Below are 19,928 nucleotides of genomic sequence, written 5' to 3'. Positions count from 1 at the left end.
TCAGGACAGCCACGTCTGCAGTGCGCGCAGGCAGGTGCGGACGGCTTCCGCCTCCACGTGTTCGTTGTCCTTGTGGGCCAGCAGCGCGTCGCCGGGCCCGAAGTTCACCGCCGGGATGCCCAGTTCGCTGAAGCGCGCGACGTCGGTCCAGCCGTATTTGGGTTTCGGCTCGCCGCCCACGGCGGCAACGAAGGATGCGGCGGCAGGGTGGTTCAGTCCCGGGCGCGCGCCGGCGGCGCTGTCAGTGCGGACCACGTCGAACCCTTCCAGCAGCGCGCGCACGTGCTCTTCTGCCTGGTCGGGGGTCTTGTCCGGGGCGAAGCGGTAGTTGATCTCCACGACGCAGCGGTCCGGGATAACGTTGCCGGCGGTGCCGCCGTGGATCTTCACCGCGTTCAGGCTTTCGCGGTAGTCCAGGCCGTCCACGGTCACGGTCTGCGGGCTGTATGCCGCGAGGCGTTCCAGGATGGGCGCGGCGGCGTGGATGGCGTTGCGGCCCATCCAGGCGCGGGCGGAGTGGGCCGCCTCGCCGGAGGTGGTGGCGTGGAACCGCATGGTGCCGTTGCAGCCGCCCTCCACGGTGCCGTCAGTCGGTTCGAGGAGGATGGCAAAGTCGCCGCCGAGGAGCCTGCCGTGGTTCCGCACCAGCCGGCCGAGCCCGCTCTTGACGGCCTCCACCTCCTCGTGGTCGTAGAACACAAAGGTGACGTCCTTGCCCGGTTCCGCCCCGCCGTCGAACATTGAAGCGGCCAGTGCAAGCTGGACCGCAACGCCGCCTTTCATGTCCGTGGCGCCGCGGCCGTACAGGACGCCGTCGCCGGGAACCCCGGACGGCCAGGTGGACGGCACCGTTCCCAGCGAGTCCTCCGTAACGGGCAGCGGCACGGTGTCCAGGTGGCCTGCCAGGATGACCCGTTCGCTGCGGCCGAGGTTGGTCCGGGCAATGATGGAGTCGCCGTCACGTACCAGTTCGAAGCCGGGGAGCTGGCGGAGTGCCGACTCGACGGCGTCTGCCAGCTGGCGCTCGTTGCCGGAGACGCTTTCGATGTCGATGAGCGCAGCGGTCAGCAGTGCCACGTCCTGGTGCAGGTCAAGGGTTACGGGGGCTGTTTCGGCAATCACCATCCCACTGTATCCCGCGCCTGCCCGTCCCAACCGGGAGGCAGCCCAGGGGGTTCCCAGCGCCGGGAACGCCCTCAAATGCGACTCAGATGTGTGCCGACCGGTTTCGGCGCGTGCACCTCGTCTCGATAGACTTGGCGCATGACTGAAACCGCTTCTTCCGCCGTGCCCGCTGCCCAGACACTGTCCGACGAATCCCGTTCGGCCTATGGATTCGGCGTAGCCACCATCGCCACGCGGAACGGCGAAGCCACCGTGCTGGATGCCTGGTTCCCCGCCCCTGCCCTCGGTGTGGCCGCGGAAAGCCTTCGCGCCGTGGAAAACGCCGACGAGACCCTCACGGAAATCGCAGCCGCCGGCACCGACGCCGACCGCGGTACCGAGCAGAAGGTGGTGTTCGTCCAGATCAACCTGGACGCGGCTCCGGCCGACACCGCCGATGCCTACCTGCGCCTGCACCTGCTCTCGCACCGCCTGGTCCGGCCCAACAGCATCAACCTTGACGGCATCTTCGGCAAGCTCCCGAACGTCGTCTGGACCAACTTCGGCCCGTGCGCCGTGGACGGGTTCGAACTGACCCGCGCCAAGCTGCGCAAGCGCGGTGCTGTTACCGTCTACGGCGTGGACAAGTTCCCGCGGATGGTGGACTACGTCGTTCCCACAGGCGTCCGCATCGCCGACGCCGACCGCGTGCGCCTGGGTGCCCACCTCGCCGACGGGACCACCGTCATGCACGAGGGCTTCGTGAACTTCAACGCCGGCACGCTGGGGACCTCGATGGTTGAGGGCCGCATTTCCGCCGGTGTGGTGGCCGGGGACGGCACCGACGTCGGCGGCGGCGCCTCGATCATGGGCACCCTCTCCGGCGGCGGCAAGGAGAAGGTGTCCCTGGGCCAGCGCGTCCTGCTGGGTGCCAATTCCGGCGTCGGCATCAGCATCGGCGACGACTCCGTGGTGGAGGCCGGGCTGTACGTCACGGCAGGCACCCGCGTCCGCGTTGCCGGGCCCAGGGACGCCGACGGCGAGGACACCAGCAAGATCGTCAAGGCTGTGGAGCTGTCCGGCGTGCCGAACCTGCTCTTCCGCCGCAACTCCACCACGGGTGAAGTCGAAGTCCTGCCCCGCCAAGGCCAGACCGTGGAACTGAACGACGCCCTGCACGCCAACTGACGGCACGCCAACCGACCGTGAGGACACAGCCGGCACGCCACCCAGACGGGCGTGCCGGCGGATTGCTGGAGTAATAACGTGACACGCAGACGCAGGCTGCGCGGGGCTGTCATCGGCGGCCTCTCGCTCGTCCTGGTCGCCGGCGGCATCTACACCGCGGCCACTTTGCTGCAGCGCTCCGAGCAGTTGATCACCGAGGAATGCACCGCCGCCGTCGGCTCACAGCGGGCCGACCTGGCCACCGACCAGGCCGCGAACGCTGCACTCATCACGGCTGTCTCGGTGCGCCGCGGGCTCCCTCCGCGGGCAGCCAGCATTGCCCTGGCCACCGCCATGCAGGAATCCAAGCTTCGGAACATCGGCCACGGCGACCTTGCCGGTCCGGACTCCAGGGGCCTGTTCCAGCAGCGCCCATCGCAGGGCTGGGGCACCCAGGACCAGGTCATGGACCCGGTCTACGCCACGAACGCCTTCTACGACGCTCTCGTGAAGGTGCCCGGCTACGCCACCCTGGAAATCACCGACGCCGCCCAGCGCGTCCAGCGCTCCGCCTACCCGGCGGCCTACGCGGAGCACGAGGCGATGGGCCGGGCCTTCGCCTCGGCGTTGACGGGTGAGACGCCCGCTGCCCTGAACTGCACGCTCCGCTCACCGGATACCGCCGGCAATCCCGCTACTCTGCTCACTGGGCTGGAAGCCGCCTACGGAGCCATCCCCACGGCGGCCTCCGGCCAAACGCTGGAGGTGGACGTCGCAGATAGCTATGCCTGGTCTGTGGCCCACTGGGCGGTGGCGAACGCCAAAGAGTATGCGGTGGAACGCGTGGACGTGGACGGAAAGCGGTGGGACAGGAAATCCCGCGACGGGTGGCAGGATGCACCGGACACCGGCGGCCGGGTGGCCGTCACGCTTGCTGCTGCCGGGTCCTGAATCCGCGGACTTAGACGAGGATCTCCACGACCGGCTGCACGTAGCTGCGGAACACCTCGGGCTGCGAGAGCAGCTCGTGGCTCATGATGATCTTGTCCGGCTCCAGGTACCACGCCCGCTGCTCATCGAGCGGCAGCTCGATGATCGTGAGCGCAAAGTCCCGCGAATCCCGGCCCACCTCCAGCAGCCGGTCCTCCACGATGTCCTCGATAAGGTGCGCGGAGCCTCCGGCCACGCGTTCGGCCTCCAGTTCGGCATACTCCGCGCGCCGCTCCCTGGCCCACGTCAGGGCTGCGCCGAAGTGCGCCTGCAGGACCTTGCGCAACGCCGGCGAGTTGGCAAAGGAGCGGAATCCCGGGGGCGACAGTTCAGGTGACATCTGCGGGTGGGCCTTGAGGAGCTGCTCCCACCAGGCTTCCCACTCGGTTTTCAGAGCGCTGATGCCGCCCACTTCGGCGGTGAGGTGGGAATGATCCACGTGGCGGACCTTGGGTGCGGCATGCGAAAGCGGCGGAAAGCCGGCACCATCGAGCCCGGCAACATCACGTATATAAAGGGCAATAAGCATGGGACCCGACGTGTCCATAGTGATTCGCCAGCCTGGACCGCCTGTGTGCTGCATGCGTATGCCTCCTTGGCATCTCGTTTTTCCACCCCGTTTTGCCGGCCACCCGCTCTCCGGCTTTCAGTCTATTCCCCCAGCCCGGGGAGGTTAATGGCTGGCACCGACCCTCCTGCGAAGGCCCTCGATGTGGGATTCGAGCACGTCACGGCACATTTCCGGGGACATCCAGCCGGGCTGCAGCAGGGCATGCATGGCCAGCCCGTCCAGGGTGGCCAGCAGGTGTTCGGCGGCGGTCACCAGCTGCGGCGTGGCATCGCCCAACGTGGCATCGTGCCCGTGCAGGAACCGTGTGATCACCTGGCCGACAACGGCAGCCACGGCCCGGTGGCTCCTGTCCGCCTCGGCGGCCAGGAAGGGCCGGATCCGGGCGGCGTTCCGGAACGCCAGCCAGGCGCACGCATCCAGGGCGCGTTCTTCGTCCAGGGGCAGGAATTCGCCCAGCAGTGTTAATACGGCATGGCTCGTGTCCGGGCCACCGGCTGCGGGCCCGAGCCCGGCAAGCGCCGCCTGGAGGCGCGTCAGGATGCGGTCGGAAACAGCCGCAAAGGAGAAGGCCAGCAGGTCATCGCTGCTGTCGAAGTAGTGCCGCACCGAGCCCACCGCGAGGCCCGCTTCATCCGCCACTTCACGCAGGGACGCGCCTTCCAGTCCGTCTGTGGCGATGATCCTGCACACGGCGCCAACAATCTCCTGCCGGCGCTGCACGGCGTCCACAATTTTCGGCACCCTTGTTTTTAGCACGGCTGTGCCCTCAAACCGCGGCGGCGCGGCGAATGGGGCCACGCCAGCCGGGTTCCCGGAGCGAGCTTGCGAGTTCAGGGGCTGGTGGGGATGGTTAAAACCGCGACGGCGGCCACCCACCGGGAAGGTGGACGACCGCCGTCGTGAATTGGACCCTTAGTGGGAGCCGGTGGTGGGGACTACCGGGCGGGGTACTGCCGCTCGGGCTCGCCTGTGTAGAGCTGCCGCGGACGGCCGATCTTGGTGTTGGGATCGTTGATCATTTCGCGCCACTGGGCAATCCAGCCCGGCAGGCGGCCGATGGCGAACAGCACGGTGAACATCTTCTCCGGGAAGCCCATGGCCTTGTAGATCAGGCCAGTGTAGAAGTCCACGTTCGGGTACAGCTTGCGCTGGATGAAGTAGTCGTCATTCAGGGCCTTCTCTTCGAGGCGCAAGGCGATCTCCAGGAGTTCGTCGTGGCCCCCAAGCTTGCTGAGGATCTCGTGCGCGGTTGCCTTGACGATCTTGGCGCGCGGGTCGTAGTTCTTGTAGACCCGGTGGCCGAAGCCCATGAGGCGGACGCCGTCTTCCTTGTTCTTGACCTTCTCCATGTAGTCCTCGGGCTTGGTGCCGTCGGCCTGGATCTGGCGGAGCATCTTCAGGACGGCCTCATTGGCGCCGCCGTGGGCGGGGCCGAAGAGGGCGTTGATGCCTGCGGACACCGAGGCGAAGAGGTTGGCGTTGGAGGAGCCCACCAGCCGCACCGTGGAGGTCGAGCAGTTCTGCTCGTGGTCCGCGTGCAGGATGAGGAGCAGGTCCAGCGCCTTGGCGACAACCGGGTCCACCTCGTACTGCTCGGCCGGCAGGCCGAAGCTCAGGCGCAGGAAGTTCTCCACCAGGTTGTGTGAGTTGTCCGGGTACAGCATCGGCTGCCCGATCGACTTCTTGTGCGCGTAGGCGGCAATGACCGGCAGCTTCGCCATCAGGCGGATGGTGGAAACCTCCACCTGCTCGTCGTTGAACGGGTCCAGCGAGTCCTGGTAGAACGTGGACAGCGCGGACACAGCCGAGGACAGCACGGGCATCGGGTGTGCGTCCCGCGGGAAGCCGCCGAAGAAGCCCTTGAGCTCCTCGTGCAGCAGGGTGTGGCGGCGGATCTTCTGGTCGAAGTCCTCCAGTTCGGCCGGCGTCGGGAGGTTGCCGTAGATCAGCAGGTACGAGACTTCCAGGAAGCTGGAGTGCTGGGCAAGCTGCTCGATCGGGTAACCGCGGTACCGCAGGATGCCTGCGTCGCCGTCGATGTAGGTGATGGCCGACGTCGTGGCGGCCGTGTTCATGAAGCCAGGGTCAAAGGCAACGGCGCCGGTCTGCTTCAGTAGCTTGGAAACGTCGTAGCCTTCGTTTCCCTCAACAACCTTGATGCGCGGAAGTTCGAGTTCGCCGCCTGCGTGGCGCAAGAACGCGCTGGTGGTCTCAGTTGCGCTGGTGGTCTCAGTCATGGAGTCCCCTTCATGAGGCCTCTTGGCCTCCCTAGAAAGCTTGATCCAACATCAGGTGAGCCGAGCGGGATCCCGCACGGCGGGACATCCAACGGCCGTGCTGCCTTCTTGTAGAAAGCCACCATTGATAGTCAGTTAAAAACTACCGCCACTTGCGGGCTGCCACTAATCCGGAAGCGCCAAATTATCCCCAAAACGGGCATGTTGTGGCGCGAGTCACATCATTGTTACGGCGTGACGGCTATGCCAGGCGGGACACCGCGGCGTCGATCCGTTCGTCGGTTCCGGTGAGGGCCACGCGGACATAGCCGTGCCCCGCGTCGCCATAGAACACCCCCGGACCCACCACAATGCCCCGCTCGGCGAGGCGTGCAACGGTGTCCCAAGTTGCTTCGCCCGCCGTGCACCACAGGTACAGGCCGGCGGCGGACTCGTGCAGCGTCAGCCCGAAGGACTCGAGCGCCGGCAGGAGCCGCTCCCGCCGCCCGCGGTACAGGTCCTTCTGCTCCAGAACGTGTGCGTCGTCGCCCAAGGCCACGCGCATCGCTTCCTGCACCGGGTACGGCACGATCATGCCGGCGTGCTTGCGGCTGTTGACGAGGTTGGCCATGAGGGCCGCATCACCGGCGACGAAGGCGGCCCGGTAGCCGGCCAGGTTGGACTGCTTGCTCAGCGAGTACACGGCGAGGAGCCCGTCGTGGGACGCGCCTGCGACGCGCGGATCCAGGATGCTCGGAACAGCCTGTCCCCCGCGCTGCAGGTCCCACTCGCCCCAGCCAAGCTCGGCGTAGCACTCATCGGATGCCACCAAAGCGCCGATTTCGCGGGCCTGGTCCACGATCTTCTTCAGCGACGCGGCGTCCCGGACGCTGCCGGTGGGGTTGCCCGGGGAGTTGACCCACACCAGCCGGACCTTCGCCCGGGTGGCCGCGTCCAGTTCGTCGAGGTCATCAGCCGCAACCGCCGTGGCCCCGGCGAACGTGGCCCCGATGTCGTAGGTGGGGTAGGCGACCGTGGGCCGGACGACGACGTCTCCCGGCTTGAGGCCCAGCAGGAACGGCAGCCACGCCACGAGTTCCTTGGAGCCTACGGTCGGCATGACGGCGCGGGGGTCCAGCCCCTCGACGCCGCGGCGGCGGGCGAACCACGCGGCAATGGCCTCCCGGAGCGCGGGCGTGCCGTGCACGGTGGGGTAACCGGGCGCATCCGCGGCCGCCTTCAGGGCGTCCTGGATGACCGGCGGCGTCGGGTCCACGGGCGTGCCGATGGACAGGTTGACCGCACCGCCGGGGTGTTCAGCCGCTTTGGCGAGGTACGGCGCCATCGCTTCCCACGGGTAGTCGGGCAGGCTAAGGCCGAAACTGCGCACAGCTGTAGTCACGAAGGGGTCCGCCTCAGTGGTCCTGGTTCTGCGGCGGGAGCGCTGCAATCATCGGGTGGTCCTTGCCGGTATTGCCCACCTTGGCGGCGCCGCCCGGGGAGCCGAGGTCGTCAAAGAACTCGACATTCGCCTTGTAGTAGTCTGCCCATTCCTCGGGGGTGTCATCCTCGTAGTAGATGGCTTCCACCGGGCAGACGGGCTCGCATGCACCGCAGTCGACGCACTCATCGGGATGGATATAGAGGGAGCGATCGCCTTCGTAGATGCAATCGACGGGGCACTCCTCAATGCATGCCTTGTCCTTAACATCTACACACGGCTGCGCGATTACGTACGTCACGTCCCTTGCCTCTCCACGTTGATTCCCGGCGACTGGCCGGTTGCTGCATCCGGCCTGCATGCCGGGCTGTCCACTTCAGAGCCTATTATCTCCCAGGCCCTGCCCGCGAACGAAGCGGGCGCGTCACACTCCGGACGCGTCATACGATGGACCGGTGAGTCTGACAACACCAACGCCCCGGCAGTTCCTGGCCACGGCCCCGGCCGGAACGCGCGTGGTGGTGCGGTACAGGATCGACGGCGGCTTTACGGATGCCCTGGGAGACCTCCTGGAGTGCGGCGAAAGTGAGTGCACCGTACGGACCCGGAAGTCCGACGTCGGCATTTCCCTTGACAGCGTGGTGGCCGCCAAACAGGTGCCGCCAGCACCTCCGCGGCGTGGTTCACGGCTGACGCCGCCTGCCGCGGACTGACGTCCCGCACTCCGCCGGCCGCGCCAACGGTCATGATCAGGCCCATGCCCTGCGGCCCCAGCCCGAGATTGCGCAGCACCAGCAGCGGCGTCAGCGTGAAGATCAGTGTGCCGAAAAAGTTCATTCCGGCGGTACAGGAACGGCTTCAGTCCGGGCAGTGATTGGCATATGTCAATCGTTGATTGCTGGTTACACTGGCGTCTATGACACCCCCGCCGGAAAGCGATGATGCAGACCTGGTGGCAAAGGGCCGCGCCCTAAGTTCTCCGCTACGGCTGAGGATTCTTCGTCTATGCCTGCACCAGTCGCGTACCAACAAGGAGATCGCCGAGCTGCTCGGCCTCAATCCCGCGTCCAGCCTCCACCACGTCCGCACCCTGGTGCGGACCGGATTCCTGGTGGCGGAGGAGCGCAGGAAGGGGCGCCGGGGAGCCACCGAGGTGCCCTACATCGCCAGCCGCAAATCGTGGAGCACTCCCGTGGACAACGTTGCGCCCATCCTCATCGAGACGTTCCTGCTGGAAACCCGCGACCTTCCGCCCGAGGACATCGAGGTTTGGCGCCTCGGGGTGAAGTTCAACACCGCCAGGCGGGAGGAAATGCTGGCCAAGCTCCGCACCGTCATGGAGGAGTACATGGCACTTCTCGCAGACGACGACGGCGAGGCCACCTCACTTATGATTGCCCACCACCGGGACCCGGCCGCAGATTAGCCGCGCTGCCGCCGGCGGGCTGACGAGCGGCTGTACCGCCGGCACCAGGCCAGCATCGCGACGGTAACCACCACGATCCCGTAGACCCAGATTCCCCCGGCCAGGTCACCGGCGATGAGCCGCTTGCCCGGCTCCATCCCGGACCACCAGCCGGCCAGGGCATAACAAACCGCGCCGCACACCGCCGTCGGAATCAGCGTCCGGAACACCGCCCCGAGGAACAGCTGAAGCGATGCCAGGAGCAGCAGCGCCGCCACGGCACCCACCGGCAGAGCGGAACCGGCGGCGCCAAACTCCTGGCCGTGCAGCGCGGTTCCGGCGAGGGCTGCAAAAAGAGCTGCCGGCACGGCGGCGGCCAGGCCGCCTGCCATGCCGGCAGCTCTTCTGTTCACGATTTCAGTTCCCTGCGGGAGGGTGCCGTTATGCCTTCGCGCGGGCGCGGTTGGCCTTGGCACGCTCGTTGGTGTCAAGGATGACCTTGCGGATGCGGATGGCGTCCGGGGTAACCTCAACACACTCGTCCTCGCGGGCGAACTCGAGGGACTCTTCGAGGGTCAGGTCACGCGGCGGCGTCAGGTTCTCGAAGGTGTCCGAGGAAGCCGCACGCATGTTGGTGAGCTTCTTTTCCTTCGTGATGTTCACGTCCATGTCATCGGCGCGGGAGTTCTCGCCGACGATCATGCCTTCGTACACCTCGGAGGTGGGCTTGACGAAGAAGGAGCCGCGCTCCTGCAGGTTGATCATGGCGAACGGGGTCACGACGCCTGCACGGTCGGCCACCATGGAACCGTTGGTGCGGTATTCAATCGGGCCGGCCCAGGGCTCGTAGCCCTCGGAGATGGAAGCTGCGATGCCGGCGCCGCGGGTGTCCGTGAGGAACTTGGTGCGGAAGCCGATCAGGCCACGGGCGGGAACGATGAACTCCATGCGGCACCAGCCGGTGCCGTGGTTCGCCATGTTGGTCATGCGGCCCTTGCGGGCGGCCATCAGCTGGGTGACGGCGCCGAGGTACTCTTCCGGTACGTCGATAGTCATGTGTTCCATCGGCTCGTGGATCTTGCCGTCGATCGTCCGGGTGACAACCTGCGGCTTGCCGACGGTGAGCTCGAAGCCTTCGCGGCGCATCTGCTCCACGAGGATGGCCAGCGCGAGCTCGCCGCGGCCCTGGACTTCCCAGGCATCCGGGCGCTCGGTGGGGAGAACCTTGATGGAGACGTTACCGATCAGTTCCTTGTCCAGGCGGTCCTTCACCTGGCGGGCCGTGACCTTGGCACCCTTGACCTTGCCGGCCAGCGGGGAGGTGTTGATACCGATGGTCATCGAGATCGCGGGATCGTCAACGGTGATCAGGGGCAGCGGCTGCGGGTTCTCGACGTCGGTCAGGGTCTCACCGATGGTGATCTCCTCGATGCCGGCGACGGCGACGATCTCGCCCGGGCCGGCCGACTCGGCCGGAACGCGCTCGAGCGCCTTGGTGGCGAGGAGTTCAGTGATCTTGACGGTCTTCAGCTCACCGTTGGCGCGGGCCCAGGCAACCTGCTGGCCCTTGCGGAGGGTGCCGTTGTAGATGCGCAGCAGGGCGAGGCGGCCCAGGAACGGGGAGGCGTCCAGGTTGGTGACGTGCGCCTGCAGGACACCGTCCGGGTTGTAGGTCGGGGCGGGGATGTGCTCGATGATCGCGCTGAAGAGCGGCTCGAGGTCCTCGTTCTCCGGGGCAGTGCCGTCGGCCGGCTGCTCGAGGGATGCGCGGCCTACCTTCGCGGCGGCGTAAACCACCGGGACGTTGAGGATCTTGTCCAGGTCAAGGTCCGGAACCTCATCGGCAAGGTCGGAGGCCAGGCCCAGGAGCAGGTCCATGGACTCGTGGACGACCTCTTCGATGCGGGCGTCCGGGCGGTCGGTCTTGTTGACCAGGAGGATCACCGGCAGGTGCGCGGCGAGGGCCTTGCGGAGGACGAAGCGGGTCTGGGGCAGCGGGCCCTCAGAGGCATCCACGAGAAGAACAACGCCGTCCACCATGGACAGTCCGCGCTCCACTTCGCCGCCGAAGTCGGCGTGGCCGGGGGTGTCGATGACGTTGATGGTGATGGTTTCGCCGTTGGAGGACGGTCCGTTGTAGGCCACCGTGGTGTTCTTGGCCAGGATGGTGATGCCCTTTTCGCGCTCCAGGTCACCGGAGTCCATGACGCGGTCTTCGAGGTGGTTGTGCTCGGCAAAGGAGTTGGTCTGCTTGAGCATGGCGTCCACAAGGGTGGTCTTGCCGTGGTCAACGTGGGCCACAATCGCGACGTTGCGCAGGTCACTGCGAACTGCAGTTGCTACCGCGGTGTTGGTGGTGGTTTCAGACATGCGTTATTGCTCGATTCAGTGGTGAAGTCAGCTGTTGTATCGCGACATTTCCAACCGGAACGCACGACGGATCAGACCCTTAACACAGGGCACCTACCTCCAGTCTAAACGCTGAGCCATTTATTGGCCTAAAACGGCCGCTGGCACACGCACCGGCCCCGTTACCAAATCGTGAATCCAGCGGCGCGTCATGTGAGCAAAATCACTGGCTTTTCCAAAAGTGATCCACCACTATTGCTAGACCACTTACGAACAGGCCAGGAGTCCACGGATGTTACAAGCCTCGACGCGGGCCCTCCTGATTGGTCCGGTCATTGCCGCCAGCGTGTTTTTGACCGGCTGCGGCGCAGCCATGGAACCGGCGTCCGGTGCCGGATCGGCGGCGCCTCGTGCCGCCGCCCCGGTGGCTGCCCCCGGTGAGGCAGTGGCCGCCGGTTCGGCGGTCGTGAGCGATCTGGGGGCCGCCGTCGACCCCGCCAGCCTTCCGGCCGGGGCGCTGTACCGCAATCCGGCCAACGGGCGGGACGAGGTCATCGTGGGCAACATTGCCCACACCGCGCTGCTGATCGGCGACTCGCAGTCCGAGCCGCAGGCCAGCTGGCCGCGCCGGGCCCTGTCGGGGCTGGGCTACGACGTCTTCTTCTGCGGCAAGGGCGGCACCGGCTTCGTCGCCTCCAACGGCACCACCGGCAACTACGTCGATGCGCTGCAGCGCGGTGACTGGCACCTCCCCTATGGTTTCCCCCCGCTGGTGGTCATCGAGGGCGGCGGAAACGACGCGAAGCAAGGGGCCAGCAACGAGCAGATCCTGGCCAACGCAGACCGGCTTATTACGACGATCAAGCAGCGGTACCCTGGCGCGAAGCTGGCCATGGTGGGAACGCTGGGCAAGGGAGCGGACCACGGCGGCGCCCGGCGCGCCGAGGTTGACGCCCTGCTGGGGACGGTCGCCGCTGACCACGGAATTCCGTTCGTCAGTGTCGGGGACTGGCTCACCCGCTACGGCCTGGAGTCGCAGCTCAAGGACAGTGTCCACATGACCGGCGAGGGGCACCATGCTTTGGGTACGCTGCTGGGTGACAGGCTCGCGAAGCTGGGGCTGGGTCTTTCCTAGGGCCGTTCTTAAGCGAAATAGCAAGGGAGCCGGTGGCCGCCTCATGGCGGCCACCGGCTCCCTTGCTATTGCTTGACGCTCGACTACTCCGTCCCGGTGGCCAGCAGCTGTGCCCGCAGTTCCCGGCGTTCGCGCTGCTTTTCCGGATCCGGCAGCGGCACGGCGGCGAGCAGCCGCTGTGTGTAGGCCTCCTGCGGGTTCCGCAGGATCTGGTCGCGGGAGCCCTGCTCCACGATGCGTCCGCGCTGCATGACGCAGATGCGGTCTGCCAGCACGTCCACGACGGCGAGGTCGTGGGTGACGAACAGGCAGGCGAAACCGAGCTCGCGCTGGAGGTTCTGGAACAGCTCCAGGACCTTGGCCTGCACTGACACGTCGAGTGCAGACGTCGGCTCGTCAGCCACCATCAGCTTGGGCTTGAGCGAGAGTGCCCGGGCAATGCCGACGCGCTGCTTCTGCCCGCCGGACAGCTCGTGCGGGTACCTGTTCCGGTAGTTCCGCGGCAGCTCCACCTGGTCCAGCAGGGCCTCGATGCGCTTTTGCAGGTCGGCGCCCTTCGCCACGCCGGCAAGGTACATCGGCTCACCGATGCTTTCGCCGATGGGCAGGCGTGGGTTCAGGGACGAGGACGGGTCCTGGAACACCATGCCGATGTGGCGCCGCACCTGGTGCAACTGCTTGCCGTTCTTTTTCGCGGCGGAAATGTCCTCACCCACCACGCGCATCGTTCCGGCCGCCACCGGCAGCAGTCCGACGGCGGCGCGCCCGATGGTGGTCTTGCCCGACCCGGACTCCCCCACGAGGCCCACCACCTGCCCGGGATGGATGGTCAGGTTGGCCCCCTCGACGGCGCGGAAGGCCGGCACACGGCCCTGCTTCGGGTACTCGATGGCGACGTCGGTCAGCTCCAGGACCGGTTCGCCCACGGGTCCCCTGGATTCGGCGGCTGCCAGGGCCGCCGCGTTCTCCCGCTCGCGGCGGACCAGTTCATCGTGGTCCACGGAGTCGAGCTCTGCGTGGGTGGCAGCGGCCAGCGCTGCTGTCACGTCCACCTCCGGCGCGGCGTCCGTTCCGCCCTGTCCGAGGTGCGGCACGGCCGCCAGCAGCGCCTGCGTGTACGGGTGTTGGGGGTTGTGGAAGATCTGCTGGGCGGTGCCGGTCTCCACGATCAGGCCCTTGCGCATGACGGCGATCCGGTCGGCCAGGTCGGCCACGACGCCCATGTCGTGGGTGATCAGGACGATGGCGCTGTCCAGCTTGTTGCGCAGGTTCCTCATCAGGTCCAGGATCTCGGCCTGCACGGTGACGTCCAGGGCGGTGGTGGGCTCGTCAGCGATGAGCAGTTTGGGATCGCAGGACAGCGACTGGGCAATCATGGCGCGCTGGCGCTGGCCGCCGGAGAGCTGGTGCGGATAGGACTTGAACGCCTTCACCGGGTCCGGCAGCTCCACCAGCTCCAGCATCCGCAGTGCGCGCTCCTTGGCCTGGTCCGGTGAGACTTCGTTGTGAAGGCGCACAGTCTCGACGATCTGCGCGCCCACCGTGTACACCGGGTTCAGCGCCGTCATGGGCTCCTGGAAGATGACGGCCACATCCTTGCCCCGGACGCTGCGGATATTGGCCGCATCCGTGCCCAGCAGCTCCTTGCCGGAGAGCCTGACACTCCCGGACACCCGGCTGTTGCTGGGCAGCAGGCCGAGCAGCGCCATGGAACTGGCGCTCTTGCCCGAGCCGGACTCGCCCACGATGGCCAGGACCTCGCCGGCGCGGACCTCATAGTTGAGGCCGACGGCGGCCGGCACCCACTTCTTTTCGACGCCGAAGTCGACGCTGAGGTCGCGCACTTCAAGGACGACGGAACCCTTCCCGTCTGCCCTCCGCCGTCCGGCGCCGGGCTCAATGGGGTCTGGCTCCAGAGGGTCCGACGACGGACGGCCAGGGCTGATGTGGTCAGACATGTTGGGGTTTTCCTTCCACCCGGGCCAGCGGAGCAGCTGAGATTAGTGCTGCGGCCGGGAATACTGAATTATTGGGGGCATGAGCACTGTGCCGCATGCCGGAAACGCTGCAATCTTCAAAGCGCGCACCAACAAATGGTTTGCCGGATTTTCGTGGTTCGTGGCGGCCGCGGGGCTGGCCGGACTTGTTGTGGCGGGCGGAGTCCCCGCCCTGGCCGGTGCCGGGCCGCTGCTGCTCATCGCCTACCTGGGCTGGCTGCTGTTCTGGCGTCCCGCGGTGATTGTGCACGACGCCGGGGTCACCATTGAGAATCCGTTCCGTGCCATCACGGTGCCATGGGCTGCACTGGTGCAGGTGGACACCCGCTACGCGCTGACCCTCGTCACGCCCGGCCGCAGCTACGGGGCCTGGGCAGCTCCCGCCCCCGGCATCTGGGGCGGACGCAACGCCCGCCCCGAGGACCTCCGCGGACTGCCGGACAGCACGTACGGGCCGGGGAACTCCGTCCGCCCCGGCGACCTGAAGAGCACCGACTCGGGGCAGGCCGCGCAGCTGGTCCGTGCACGCTGGCAACAACTGGTCGAAGGCGGGCTGCTTGATGCCGGAGCAGCCGAGACCACTCCGGTCAACGTCAACTTCCGCTGGCGCGAGGCTGCGGCGACCCTGATCCTTCTCGGGCTTAGCTACTGGAGCGTGGCCGTCCTGTAGGCAGGAAGCACGCTGCGGCCGCCCGCGGCGTCGCAGCAGCACCTCAGGCTCCCCTGTCCCCGCCGGAGGTCCGGCCGTCATCTGCCCTGCTGTCCAGGGCCGCCACGGGCGTCGCCTCCGGAACTGTTGCCCCGGAGTCGCTGGCCTTCTTGGCGTTGAACTTCTTTTGCCGCGGGTCAAAGGCGTCCCGCAGGCCATCGCCGATGAAGTTGATGCTGAGGCAGATGAGGACGATGAACAGGCCTGGGAACCAGAACAGCCAGGGGCGGGTGGCGAAGGCTTCCTGGTTCTGGGAGATGAGCAGCCCGAGCGAGGTGTCCGGGGACTTGACGCCGACGCCGAGGTAGCTAAGGGCGGTTTCGGTAAGGATCGCCGCCGACATGGTGAGGGTGACGTTGACGATCAGCACGCCCACCGCGTTGGGCAGGATGTGCTTGAAGATGATCCGGGCGTTGCTGGCCCCGGAAATCCGCGCCGCGTCGACGAACTCGCGCTCCCGCAGGGAGAGGAACTCGCCGCGCATGAGTCGCGCCAGCCCCACCCAGCTGATCAGTCCCAGGAAGATGCCGAGGGCGAGGACACCGTTGCTGCTGGCGAAGGCTGCAAACCAGCTGCCCTCATCCCGGCGGCCTGCCAGCTGAGCCATGACGGCGGCGAGGAGCAGCGCCGGGACGATGATGATGACGTCGGTGAGCCTCATCAGGACAGCTTCCATCCAGCCGCGGAAGTAGCCGGACAGCGCCCCGACGACCACACCGATCAGGCCGGCGATAAGGCCGATGACCACCATGATCGTGATGGACTGCTGGGCGCCGCGCATGGTCATGGCGAAGAGGTCGCGCCCGATCCGGTCCTGGCCGAAGGGGTGCTCGCCCCAGGCCAGCGGCCACAGCGAAGCGGTGGGAGCGCCGTCGTTGACCAGTGGCGAGACGGCTTCATGGGTGTACTTCCACCATCCGGGGATCCCGGCGTAGCCCACGGACGTGAAGGCCATGACGAAGATGATGGCGAAGACAGCGAGGCCGACAATGGCGCCGGAGTGGCCAAGAAACCGCTTGCGGACAATCTGGCCTTGGCTCAGGCCCCGGGCTTCGGAAACGGGCTCGATGCCGGCAGCTTCCTGCCGCAGGCCGGCCTGCTCCGCCATGATTTCATCCTGCTGACTGGGCTGGCTCATGCTTTCACCCTTACTCGTGGATCCAGTGCGGAGTAGGCGAGGTCCGCGATGAGGTTGAACGCCATGGCCGTGATGGCGACGCAGAGAAAGACGCCCATGACCGGATTGGGGTCAACGTGCAGAATGCCATCCAGGAACAGGAAGCCCATGCCCCTGACGGAAAAGACCGTTTCGGTGATGACGGCACCGCCGATAAGACCGCCGATGTCGAAGGCCACGATGGTGGCCACCGGAATGAGCGCGTTCCGGAACGCGTGCCGCATCACCACTGCCCGTTCCGAAAGGCCCTTGGCCCGTGCCGTCCGGATGTAGTCCATGTTCATGATTTCCAGCATGGAGGCCCGGGTGAACCGCGTGTATCCGGCGAGGGAGATGAGGACGAGCGCCGTGGTGGGGAGTACGAGGTGGGTGAAGGAATCCAGTCCAAGGATCCAGAAATCACCTTCGATGTTGGGCGTACCGGCGCCGATGGTTGCGATCGGCCGTCCCCGCACCCTGCTGTTGTTGAAGTAGGCGGGCCAGGCCTGCAGGAAGCGGTCCAGCAGCATGAGGAAGCCCACGAGGAACGACGTGATGGCCGCCGCCCGCATGGACTGTCCCCGATCGTAACCGCCCATGAAGTAGCCAATGACCAGGCCGACCAGTACTGCCGCGATGGCCAGCAGCACGATCATCAGGAATGTGGCCTGGTTCAGCAGCGGCTGGATAAAGAAGTAGAGCAGCACTCCCACGCCCGCGGCAATCAGGGCGGACTGCAGCGCTTTGCGGTTCCGCAGGCCGGCAGTCAGCAGGGTCACGGCAAAGGCGATGCCCACGCCGGCGATGGCGATGACCACCGGCCCCAGTCCGGGGGTCTTGAACCACTGGGTCACGGAGAAGTAGACGAGGACGGCGGCGACGACGGCAAAGACGATGCCGCCGGTTACTACCCTGCGCCGCATATCGCCGCCTGCCACGACCACGGCCACTGCGCCGAGGACAACACCGATCCCAAGCGAGACAGGCAGCGGAATCTCCGGATTCCGGAGGAAGTTGTTGAAGCCGATGGCGCCGAATTCCTTGAGCAGGACGGCGACCCAGAAGATCGGCAAGGAGAAGAACAGGAAGGCCATGAAGGTCACGCCGTAATCCAGTGTGCTGTACTGGCGCAGGGCGGTGATGATGCCCAGGGTGATGCCGACCAGGATGGCCAGGATGGTGGCACCGGTGACGAGTGTCAGTGTCTGAATGAGTGCATGGCCCAGGGCGTCCGTGATGGGCTGCCCGGCAATGTTTTTGCCGAGATTGCAGGAGCCCGCAAAAGGCACGAGGCACTGGGCCGCGCCGCCAAGCCATTTGAAGTACCGCACTGGGGCAGGCGTATCGAGGTCCAACAGCGCGGATCTCGAGTCCATGAGCTGTTGCTTGTTCGGCGCACTGCTGGGGCGGAATTCCGCGAGCGGATCACCTGATGCCGCGGTCAGCAGATACACCAGGAAGGATGCGCCCAAGAGGATGAGTGCGGCGGTGACTAGGCGCCGGACTATGTAGGTCACCATTGTGATAGAACCTCAGGATTCGGGCCCAGGGATTGCCCGGACCGGTCGCAGGTTTGGCGGTGCCTTACTGCTTGTGCTGCCAACACAGGCACTGCCGGGAGATGGCGCTGCAAGGCGCCGGGACCGTGGTGCATGGTCCCGGCGCCTCAACTAGCTTGTTGTACTTCGTGGCACGGGCTTACTTCTCGGCCCACTCCCAGAAGTTCCACCAGACGCCCGTCTGGTTCGGCATGAACTTCACGCCGGTGATGCGGTCACTGTAGGCGTCAACACCAACGGACTGGAACAGCGGGAGGCCGTAGGCCGAGTCCCAGATCTTCTTGTCGATCTGCTTGATGAGGTCGTCCTGCTTGCTGCGGTCGGTCGTCACAATGAGTTCGTCCATCAGCTTGTCGGCTTCCGGGTCGCTGAACTTGTTGAAGTTGGAACCGTTGCCGGTGCGGAAGATCTGCGGCACGCCGGAGACTCCGACGCCCGGGTTAATCCAGCCGAAGATCGTGGCATCGTAACCGCCCTTGCCGAGGGCCTTGCCCCAGTCAGAGGCACCAAGTCCGCCGTCGACGATCTTGAAGCCAGCCTTGGTTGCGGACTCGCGGATGAGCGAGAACGCGTCCACACGGTTCGGGTTGTCCTTGTTGTACATGATGCGGATCTCAGGGGTCGCACCATTCAGGAGCTTCTTCGCACCGTCAACATCCGCGTCCTGGTAGGCCGAGGAGCCGTTGGCCTGCACGGAAGCGTCATAAGCCGGCTGCGCGGGAACGAACAACTGGGAGTCCAGGGGCTTTGCCTCCGGATCGAGCTTCTTGATGATCTTGTCCACAATGTCCTTGCGCGGAACCGTCTTGATAAACGCCTCACGAACGTTTTTGTCCGCCAACGGACCCGAGTAGTTCAGGTCGATGTGGTCGTAGGAGAGCTGGTTGCCCTGCTCCACCGTCACGCCTTGGCTCTCGAGGGCCTTGAGCTGTTCCAGGGTGTCAGCCGACGCCTGCGGCGCGATGATGTCAGCTTCGCCGTTCTTCAGCGCCTGCACCTGGGCCGGGGAGGAACCGATGTAGCGGACGGTGATCTCGTCCAGCTTGGCTTCGGGGCCCCAGTTGTAGTCCTTGTTGCGGACCATGGTCAGGGACTGATCCTGGTTGATGCTCTGGACAACGAACGGGCCGTTGGAGAGGAACAGGCTCGGATCGCTCGGCAGGGTCTTGGAGTCGAAGCCGGTGTTCCACATGTCGGACATGGCCTTGAGCTTGGCATCGGCGCTCTTGGGCGCCTTGGCGTCGCCGCGGGGCAGGCCCTTGAGGTGGTCGATGAAGGCCTGCGTGTCGGCCAGGCCGGCTTTCTTTGCCAGGACGTGGGCCGGAATGTCAATGCCCGGTCCGCCCAGCGCGATCTCCCAGTCAGCGAACGGCTTGGAGTACTTGATGGTCATGGAGCGGTTGCTGTCGCCGATTTCGGGGAAATCGGTGAGCGCCAGACCCGTGGGGTCGCCGGCGTAGGAGAAGTAGGACGTTCCCGCTTTGCCCTCGGCGTCGGCATCGTTGTAGTACCCGGAGAAGGCTGCCCACTGCAGGAGCAGGTCCGCTGCGGTAACGGGCGTGCCGTCCGACCACTTCACGCCTTCATTGATGGTGTACTTGACGGTCAGCGGATCGTCAGATGTCTTTTCCATCTTGCCGAACTTGTCGTTGTGGACGATGTTCAGCTGGTTGTCGATGTAGTAGAACCCGGAGTGTGTGGCGTAGCTGACCTTCGAGTTGATGTCAGTGTTGCCGTCGGCCGTGTTGGGGTTGAAGGTGTTGAACGCGTTGACCTCAACGACAGTGGCTGTTCCCCCCTGTTTGCCGGCCGCATTACTGGACGGGGTTGTCCCGCCATTGGTGCTCGCGCAGGCGCTGAGCGCCAGTGCAGCCGCGGCTGCAACGCCTACTGCTTTGGAAATACGACTGAATCGCATTCCGCCTCCTATGTTTCTGTGAGTGTGGAAAAGACCTTCGCTGTGGGCGCTGGCCAGACCCGCTACATCCCCCCAGTGAGATGTGGCGAGTCTCACATGACAAGTAGCCTAGACCCGAACCCGCCACCTGCGGTCCGAAAGTTGTCCCTCAGTAAAGGTTGTTATCGAGATGCAACCAAGCTGTTGCCGTGCGAAAAGTTCGCGCCCTTTT

At 65.9% G+C, this 19,928-nt stretch carries 18 protein-coding genes; 6 read left to right on the top strand and 12 right to left on the bottom strand.

The window, feature by feature from the left end; all coding sequences use genetic code 11:
* Complete coding sequence (dapE, locus tag CXZ05_RS17590) at positions 1-1,125, bottom strand: succinyl-diaminopimelate desuccinylase (RefSeq protein ID WP_102973812.1); 1,125 nt, start codon at positions 1,123-1,125, stop codon at positions 1-3.
* A gap of 138 nt (positions 1,126-1,263) precedes the next feature.
* Between dapE and dapD the strand changes: the two genes are divergently transcribed.
* Both dapD and CXZ05_RS17580 read left to right on the top strand, forming a co-directional pair.
* Positions 1,264-2,292, top strand: a complete 1,029-nt coding sequence (dapD, locus tag CXZ05_RS17585) for a 2,3,4,5-tetrahydropyridine-2,6-dicarboxylate N-succinyltransferase (protein ID WP_102973811.1) — start codon at positions 1,264-1,266, stop codon at positions 2,290-2,292.
* Between the two features lie 78 nt (positions 2,293-2,370).
* Complete coding sequence (locus CXZ05_RS17580) at positions 2,371-3,222, top strand: hypothetical protein (RefSeq protein ID WP_102973810.1); 852 nt, start codon at positions 2,371-2,373, stop codon at positions 3,220-3,222.
* Positions 3,223-3,232: 10 nt separating this feature from the next.
* Here CXZ05_RS17580 and CXZ05_RS17575 read toward each other — a convergent pair whose 3' ends face one another.
* The 5 genes from CXZ05_RS17575 to fdxA form a co-directional block, all read right to left on the bottom strand.
* The gene (locus CXZ05_RS17575; protein WP_102973809.1) at positions 3,233-3,844 is read right to left on the bottom strand and encodes a hypothetical protein; all 612 of its coding nucleotides are present in this window, start codon (positions 3,842-3,844) and stop codon (positions 3,233-3,235) included.
* A 90-nt stretch (positions 3,845-3,934) separates the two neighbouring features.
* On the bottom strand, positions 3,935-4,573 hold the full coding sequence (locus CXZ05_RS17570) for a TetR/AcrR family transcriptional regulator (protein ID WP_102973808.1): 639 nt from the start codon (positions 4,571-4,573) through the stop codon (positions 3,935-3,937).
* Between the two features lie 194 nt (positions 4,574-4,767).
* Positions 4,768-6,069 carry a citrate synthase gene (locus CXZ05_RS17565; RefSeq protein WP_102973807.1) on the bottom strand — a complete coding sequence of 434 codons (1,302 nt, stop codon included), beginning with the start codon at positions 6,067-6,069 and terminating at the stop codon, positions 4,768-4,770.
* Positions 6,070-6,310: 241 nt separating this feature from the next.
* A complete protein-coding gene (dapC, locus tag CXZ05_RS17560) occupies positions 6,311-7,450 on the bottom strand; it encodes a succinyldiaminopimelate transaminase (RefSeq protein ID WP_102973837.1) in 1,140 nt (379 codons plus the stop codon).
* Between the two features lie 13 nt (positions 7,451-7,463).
* A complete protein-coding gene (gene fdxA, locus CXZ05_RS17555; RefSeq protein ID WP_102973806.1) occupies positions 7,464-7,790 on the bottom strand; it encodes a ferredoxin in 327 nt (108 codons plus the stop codon).
* A 154-nt stretch (positions 7,791-7,944) separates the two neighbouring features.
* On the opposite strand from fdxA, the gene CXZ05_RS17550 reads away from it, so the two are divergent.
* Positions 7,945-8,202, top strand: coding sequence for a hypothetical protein (locus tag CXZ05_RS17550; protein ID WP_102973805.1), 258 nt, complete (start codon positions 7,945-7,947; stop codon positions 8,200-8,202).
* 203 nt (positions 8,203-8,405) lie between these two features.
* Positions 8,406-8,915, top strand: coding sequence for a helix-turn-helix domain-containing protein (locus CXZ05_RS17540; protein ID WP_102973804.1), 510 nt, complete (start codon positions 8,406-8,408; stop codon positions 8,913-8,915).
* Here the strand turns inward: CXZ05_RS17540 and CXZ05_RS17535 are convergent.
* Positions 8,912-9,307, bottom strand: coding sequence for a hypothetical protein (locus CXZ05_RS17535; RefSeq protein ID WP_258006628.1), 396 nt, complete (start codon positions 9,305-9,307; stop codon positions 8,912-8,914). The genes CXZ05_RS17540 and CXZ05_RS17535 overlap by 4 nt on opposite strands.
* Positions 9,308-9,335: 28 nt before the next feature.
* A complete protein-coding gene (gene typA, locus CXZ05_RS17530) occupies positions 9,336-11,264 on the bottom strand; it encodes a translational GTPase TypA (protein ID WP_102973802.1) in 1,929 nt (642 codons plus the stop codon).
* A 271-nt stretch (positions 11,265-11,535) separates the two neighbouring features.
* On the opposite strand from typA, the gene CXZ05_RS17525 reads away from it, so the two are divergent.
* Complete coding sequence (locus CXZ05_RS17525) at positions 11,536-12,378, top strand: SGNH/GDSL hydrolase family protein (RefSeq protein ID WP_102973801.1); 843 nt, start codon at positions 11,536-11,538, stop codon at positions 12,376-12,378.
* A gap of 83 nt (positions 12,379-12,461) precedes the next feature.
* On the opposite strand, the gene CXZ05_RS17520 is transcribed toward CXZ05_RS17525, so the two are convergent.
* Complete coding sequence (locus CXZ05_RS17520) at positions 12,462-14,336, bottom strand: ABC transporter ATP-binding protein (RefSeq protein ID WP_102973800.1); 1,875 nt, start codon at positions 14,334-14,336, stop codon at positions 12,462-12,464.
* A gap of 79 nt (positions 14,337-14,415) precedes the next feature.
* Here CXZ05_RS17520 and CXZ05_RS17515 point away from each other — a divergent pair, with 79 nt between their 5' ends.
* Positions 14,416-15,045, top strand: coding sequence for a PH domain-containing protein (locus CXZ05_RS17515; RefSeq protein WP_102973799.1), 630 nt, complete (start codon positions 14,416-14,418; stop codon positions 15,043-15,045).
* Between the two features lie 43 nt (positions 15,046-15,088).
* Here the strand turns inward: CXZ05_RS17515 and CXZ05_RS17510 are convergent, their stop codons facing one another.
* The 3 genes from CXZ05_RS17510 to CXZ05_RS17500 form a co-directional block, all read right to left on the bottom strand.
* Positions 15,089-16,222, bottom strand: a complete 1,134-nt coding sequence (locus CXZ05_RS17510; protein ID WP_374754671.1) for an ABC transporter permease — start codon at positions 16,220-16,222, stop codon at positions 15,089-15,091.
* Complete coding sequence (locus tag CXZ05_RS17505) at positions 16,219-17,760, bottom strand: ABC transporter permease (RefSeq protein ID WP_102973798.1); 1,542 nt, start codon at positions 17,758-17,760, stop codon at positions 16,219-16,221. The genes CXZ05_RS17510 and CXZ05_RS17505 overlap by 4 nt, the downstream gene beginning before the upstream one ends.
* Before the next feature lie 178 nt (positions 17,761-17,938).
* Entirely contained in the window at positions 17,939-19,717 is a 1,779-nt protein-coding gene (locus tag CXZ05_RS17500; protein WP_102973797.1) for an ABC transporter family substrate-binding protein, read from the bottom strand.
* Between the last annotated feature and the right edge of the window lie 211 nt (positions 19,718-19,928).

It is taken from the genome of Arthrobacter sp. AFG20 (genome assembly GCF_002892795.1).
GTDB lineage: Bacteria > Actinomycetota > Actinomycetes > Actinomycetales > Micrococcaceae > Arthrobacter.
This window is presented reverse-complemented; position numbering and strand designations above follow the sequence as displayed.